Raw genomic sequence first — 4,944 nt, forward strand, 5'->3', positions numbered from 1 at the left:
GCGACGCGATGGGAGGGGATGCAAACCCCTTCCAGAGTCTTTTCCATCGTCGCTTGCGACGATCCATTAAGTTGTTTTATTTAATAAACCGCCCACCTTGTCCAATAATGGTCAGCTCAACAAATTTATTTGCACTATGATCTTTTTCATCGTAAGTGATGACGATGCCACCGAGATCAAGATGCTTGATCGATTCCAGGGCCGTTACCAAGCCTTCGCGAGTTGGATTCGGGCCGGCGCGCCGTAAGCCCTCCACCAAAACCTTGGCATTGACGTAGCCCTCCATTGCCGCATACGAAACTGTGGTGCCACTTGCTTTGGCCACTTTCATGAATTCATCACCAAGTCCGGTCGTCACCAAATTGGGTGAAGGCATCACTTGAGAAATGATGACACCTTTGCTCGCGACGCCCAAATCCCGAATAAATGACTCTGATGAGTTGTTCGAGAGCGTCATGATTTGAGTGCGACTACCGGCGGCACGCAAGGCTTTGATCAGCTCAATCGTTTGATTGGAAGAGCTCACAATAATTAAACCTTGTGGATTGGCTTGCATGATCGTGTTGACCGCAGCAGCATAGTCCGGCTTCGCCCGGGAAAATTGCGCCACCACGGCCGGTGTCAATTTATGTAAAGCAAGTGCCTGATTGAATCCGGCCAGGCCATCCTGACCAAAGCTGTCATCCACATGCACAATGCCGATAGCCTTGATGCCGATGGTGGTAAATTGTTCGATGATCTTGCTCACTTCATCCTTGTAATCGGCGCGGATATGGAAAACCCAATGGTTGACCGGTTGCCGCAGTGCCAACGCGCCGGTGCTCGGCGCGATGAGTGGTACTTTGTAAGTCGCCAGAAGCGGCAAAATCGCCAGGGTATGCGGTGTTCCCCGTCCTTGGAACAGTGCGAATACATGCCGTTTTCTGATTAAATTTTCTGCATTGGCTGCCGCTAAGGCTGGGTCGAACTGATCGTCCATTGTCAGCAATTCTATTTTGCGACCGAACACACCGCCCTTTTTATTGACCAAGTTAAAATACGCGTTGGCCCCCGCATTCATTTCCTGCACCGGTCCAGCGACGGTACCGGTTAAACCGACCGTTTGCCCGATCAGGATCAACTTATCGCTAATGCCCTCTTCCGCCGATGCCAAAGCGGACGCAGCCAAGACGGCCAGCATAGCGCCGATCAGCAAGATATTTTTTTTCACAGCTTGTCTCCTGTCATTTTATTTTATTCGACAAAGCCAGTGCTTCCCACCAACCGTGATACACCTTCAGTTGCACTTCGTCGTTACCGGTATTTCTACGTAAAATTTGGTGAATGGAATATCTCACTAAACTTGATGCCACAGAGTGAGGAGTTTCACTGATGTGGACATCCACACTAGCTCTTTGTGCAGAAATTTGCCTTTTGGGTAATGCCATCACCATGTGCTGTACATCCTTTTAATCGGAGTGCGCTATGGCTGCCATCTTTGAAGTTGAATCCACTCTAACCGACCGTTACCAGACCAGGGTGCCGGAAATAGTTCGCCGTGCCTTGAGGCTGAGCAAGCGGGACAAGATTCACTACCCTATCCGTCCTAGCGGCGAAGTCGTGCTCTCCTCACCAAGAAAAATGCCACCAAGCGACTGGCAGCGATTGCCCATTCCTGCGCGCTTTTGGCAGGAATCCAGCGGCGTTCGTGGTTAACTGAAAATGCCAGAAATGATGGTGTTTTCAGTGCTGAAAACGACACTGGGTTCCCGCCAAAAGCATGCGGGAATGACGAGGCTGCGGCATGCAGGAACGACGAGGTATACGGCATTTATCCAAGCTTTAGTTCGTTGGCCGGCAACATACGATTGGCCAGGCTTTTTTTGGGCATCGATGGACTTGAATTCCTGTTCCAGCCGCTCGTCACTTAATACTCGGCAGTACACAGCGCACCGTTTACGCGGTTTGGGCGATGTAATTTGCCTACTCGTGTTCATGCTGCCTCCTCGCTGTTGGTCTTCAAGCCAAAAAACAGTGGCCCTGACCATGGCACTGAAGTGGTGATTTGGAACTCCTTAGTTGATAGGGGTTCGTATGAACGCGCTGGTCGGGCAACCGAGGGGAATCATGGCAGTGCCGATGCGTCAGTCACAGAAGCAGCATGCCTCAAATTTAACCCGGGTATTATTGACACGGTAATTTAACCCGGGTATTATTACTGATCCAATTCAAGCTAAATATTCCCATGATTGATACCGCTACACCTTCCTATACCAGCTTCAATGGCCACCAGCGCATCGCCTATGGCAGCTTGACGGTCAATGCATTGGCTGTGAAACACGCTCTGGCGTCTGACGCATCCAGTCCACTGCTGACATTCTGCGACCAGACTGGCCAAGTGGTCGAAATTGACATTCGAGGAAGCGATGCCGATATGTTGGCACGTCTGCCTCCAGAGGGCTGTCAGCTTCAAGGAAACGAATCGGCACTAATCAATTCCGAGGAACCGGGTGAGCCACGTGGCCGTGGTCGACCAAAGCTTGGGGTTGTCGCGCGAGAAGTCACGCTGCTGCCGCGCCACTGGGATTGGTTGGCTGCACAGCCAGGCGGTGCATCGGTGACTTTGCGGAAACTGGTTGATGAGGCACGCCGGGCCAACGGGGACCGAGACCGGCAGCGCCGGGCGAATGAACGTGCTTACCACTTCATGTCAGCCATCGCAGGTGATATGGCTGGCTTTGAAGAGGCCTCGCGTGCGCTGTTCGCAAACGATGCGGCCAAGTTTCGCCAACAAACCGAAGCTTGGCCGGTCGACGTTCGCGATTACCTCAGGTACCTGGCTGATCAACTGCCGCTGACAGAAGTGCCATCGCTTGCACCGTGACTCATTTGGAACACCAAGGATTGATGATGACAAACAGAAAAACCCTGAAACGACAGTATCTGGAGACGAAAACCCGAGCCGGCGTATATGCTATCCGTAACCAGATCACGGGTCGAGCGTTGGTTGCCGGAAGTACGAACGTTCAGGGCACACTCAACCGGCATCGTTTTGAGCTGCAGCATGGACTGCATCGCAATGCGAGGCTTGCGCAGGACTGGCTCGCGTATGGCGAGACCAATTTTATCTTCGAAGTAATCGACATGGTCAAACCAGGCGAAGATCCAGCGTTCAATGCCGCACAAGAATTGGAAATGCTGGTTAGCCTGTGGTGCCAGGAAATCCCTTGTGTCGGCGAACTCGGCTACCACGAACCGAGGAGTCAACCTTGATGCACACGAATCTCGGCTTCTGTTTGGCGCTACACAGTGCCCACGCCAGCCTGCAACTCAAGCTTGACGACGAGTTGGGCATTTACCATGGCATCAGTTTCAACGACTTTGCGCTGCTGAATTTGCTTGCGCAAGCGGACGGTGGTCGGGTAAGCATTCCGGCACTCGTGCGTCCGATGGGGCAGCCTCAATCGGCTGTGCTGCGTCAGTTGATCGTGCTCGAGAAGATCGGCCTCGTGGTGCGCGACGGTGCGAATGGATTTCGTCAGGCCGTGCTTCGCCCAGCCGGGCGTGCGCTGGTAAGCGCCGCACGCGAGACTGCCGATAGCATTTGCACCGAAGCCGTTGCATCAATCGCCCCCGCAGCGCTTGAGATGGTTTCCGCAGCACTGGTAACGCTTGCACACACTCCAAACTTAGCAATCTCATGAGCAAGGCTATCGCGATGATTTGCTGGGTACGGGGCTACTTGCACAGTCTGGTGGTGCAACCGTGGTGCTGTAGTGACGCCGACCAAACGAGATACCGGAGCGCTCCCAAAAGGCGCGCAACACAAAAACATTTAATTGCCACACATCATGCCCAAGATTAAAGCGAACGGAATTGAAATTGAATACGATTGTTTTGGTAATCACGAGGCGGAAGCTGTTCTGCTGATTTCCGGTCTGGGTACGCAGATGATTCGTTGGAGCGAATCGTTTTGCCAGCTACTGGCCAATCAAGGCTACCGCGTGATCCGCTTTGACAATCGCGACGCTGGCCTTTCAACCCACTTCCATAGCGCGTCGATGCCAAATCTGGCTGCAATTGCCGATGCAATCTCTCGCGGCGAAACGCCCAATATGCCTTATACGCTGTTCGATATGGCGAACGACGCTGTAGAACTTCTCAATTCGTTGATGATCAAACGAGCGCACGTGGTTGGGAGATCAATGGGCGGCATGATTGCACAACTGTTGGCCAGCGAGCATGCTGAACGCGTTTTATCTCTGGTTTCCATGATGTCGAGTACTGGCAATCGTGATCTACCGCAGGCCAGCCCTGCAGTGATGGCGGCGATGACATCGCCCGCGCCACATCCGTTGAAAGATGAACAGGCCTACCTCGCACATTGCGTTGCCTTTTCTCAATTGATTGCCGGGCGAGGCTATCCGTTTGAGGAATCCGCACAACGTGAGCAAGCCTTGGCCGAAGTCAAACGTGCATACAACCCAAGCGGGTTTTGGCGGCACATCGCGGCCATCGCAGCAACCGGTGACTTAAGATCACGGCTAGCCAACATAAGTGCTCCAACGCTTGTGTTGCATGGGTCAGACGATCCACTGGTTCCCCCAGAAGCTGGGAAGGACACGGCGGCCCATATTAAAGGGGCAGAACTAAAGTTGCCCCCTAAGTCCAGACAATTATTCAAAGAGTTTAAGATAGTGCCTGTTTCTGCCACAGCTGCACGGCGCTGCCCCGTTATTCGCACTACATCACTACCGTGCTTTTCTTTTCCTGCATTTTTGAATCAGGCAGTTCAGCACCAAATTTATTCACGATCTTGGCACCACCGCCCACGCCTGAGCTATACACCGTTTCCGGTGTTTGATAACCCAATGATTGATGTTTACGCTCAGCGTTGTAGAACATAAAATAGTTCGCCAAGCCGATCACCAATTCCGGCATACTTTCATGCTTTTTCAAATACAC

Annotated in this window: 4 protein-coding genes and 4 pseudogenes; 5 read left to right on the forward strand and 3 right to left on the reverse strand. The window is 52.6% G+C overall.

Annotation, left to right across the window (positions count from 1 at the left end; all coding sequences use genetic code 11):
- Positions 1 to 76 precede the first annotated feature (76 nt).
- A complete protein-coding gene (locus QN359_RS19330) occupies positions 77 to 1,210 on the reverse strand; it encodes an ABC transporter substrate-binding protein (protein ID WP_322249444.1) in 1,134 nt (377 codons plus the stop codon).
- A gap of 254 nt (positions 1,211 to 1,464) precedes the next feature.
- On the opposite strand from QN359_RS19330, the pseudogene QN359_RS19335 reads away from it, so the two are divergent.
- Positions 1,465 to 1,608: pseudogene (locus tag QN359_RS19335) on the forward strand (type II toxin-antitoxin system PrlF family antitoxin); the annotation flags it as partial.
- Between the two features lie 203 nt (positions 1,609 to 1,811).
- Here the strand turns inward: QN359_RS19335 and QN359_RS19340 are convergent.
- Positions 1,812 to 1,976: pseudogene (locus QN359_RS19340) on the reverse strand (recombinase family protein); the annotation flags it as partial.
- Positions 1,977 to 2,224: 248 nt separating this feature from the next.
- Here QN359_RS19340 and QN359_RS19345 point away from each other — a divergent pair.
- The 4 genes and pseudogenes from QN359_RS19345 to QN359_RS19360 all read left to right on the forward strand — a co-directional run.
- Positions 2,225 to 2,863 carry a DUF2239 family protein gene (locus QN359_RS19345; RefSeq protein WP_322249443.1) on the forward strand — a complete coding sequence of 213 codons (639 nt, stop codon included), beginning with the start codon at positions 2,225 to 2,227 and terminating at the stop codon, positions 2,861 to 2,863.
- Between the two features lie 26 nt (positions 2,864 to 2,889).
- Positions 2,890 to 3,252 (forward strand): GIY-YIG nuclease family protein, encoded by a 363-nt coding sequence (locus tag QN359_RS19350; RefSeq protein ID WP_322249442.1) that lies wholly within the window; start codon positions 2,890 to 2,892, stop codon positions 3,250 to 3,252.
- Positions 3,249 to 3,683, forward strand: coding sequence for a MarR family winged helix-turn-helix transcriptional regulator (locus QN359_RS19355; protein ID WP_323493393.1), 435 nt, complete (start codon positions 3,249 to 3,251; stop codon positions 3,681 to 3,683). Before QN359_RS19350 ends, QN359_RS19355 begins: the two co-directional genes overlap by 4 nt.
- A 147-nt stretch (positions 3,684 to 3,830) precedes the next feature.
- A pseudogene (locus QN359_RS19360) lies at positions 3,831 to 4,634 on the forward strand (alpha/beta fold hydrolase); the annotation flags it as partial.
- A gap of 88 nt (positions 4,635 to 4,722) precedes the next feature.
- Here QN359_RS19360 and QN359_RS19365 read toward each other — a convergent pair.
- A pseudogene (locus QN359_RS19365) lies at positions 4,723 to 4,944 on the reverse strand (integrase core domain-containing protein); the annotation flags it as partial.

Source organism: Undibacterium sp. 5I2, from assembly GCF_035019605.1.
Classification (GTDB): domain Bacteria; phylum Pseudomonadota; class Gammaproteobacteria; order Burkholderiales; family Burkholderiaceae_D; genus Undibacterium.

Bases quoted from the DNA above. Each gene is read 5' to 3' on its own strand.
- QN359_RS19345 (WP_322249443.1), top strand. From the start codon at position 2,225: ATGATTGATACCGCTACACCTTCCTATACCAGCTTCAATGGCCACCAG.
- QN359_RS19350 (WP_322249442.1), top strand. From the start codon at position 2,890: ATGACAAACAGAAAAACCCTGAAACGACAGTATCTGGAGACGAAAACC.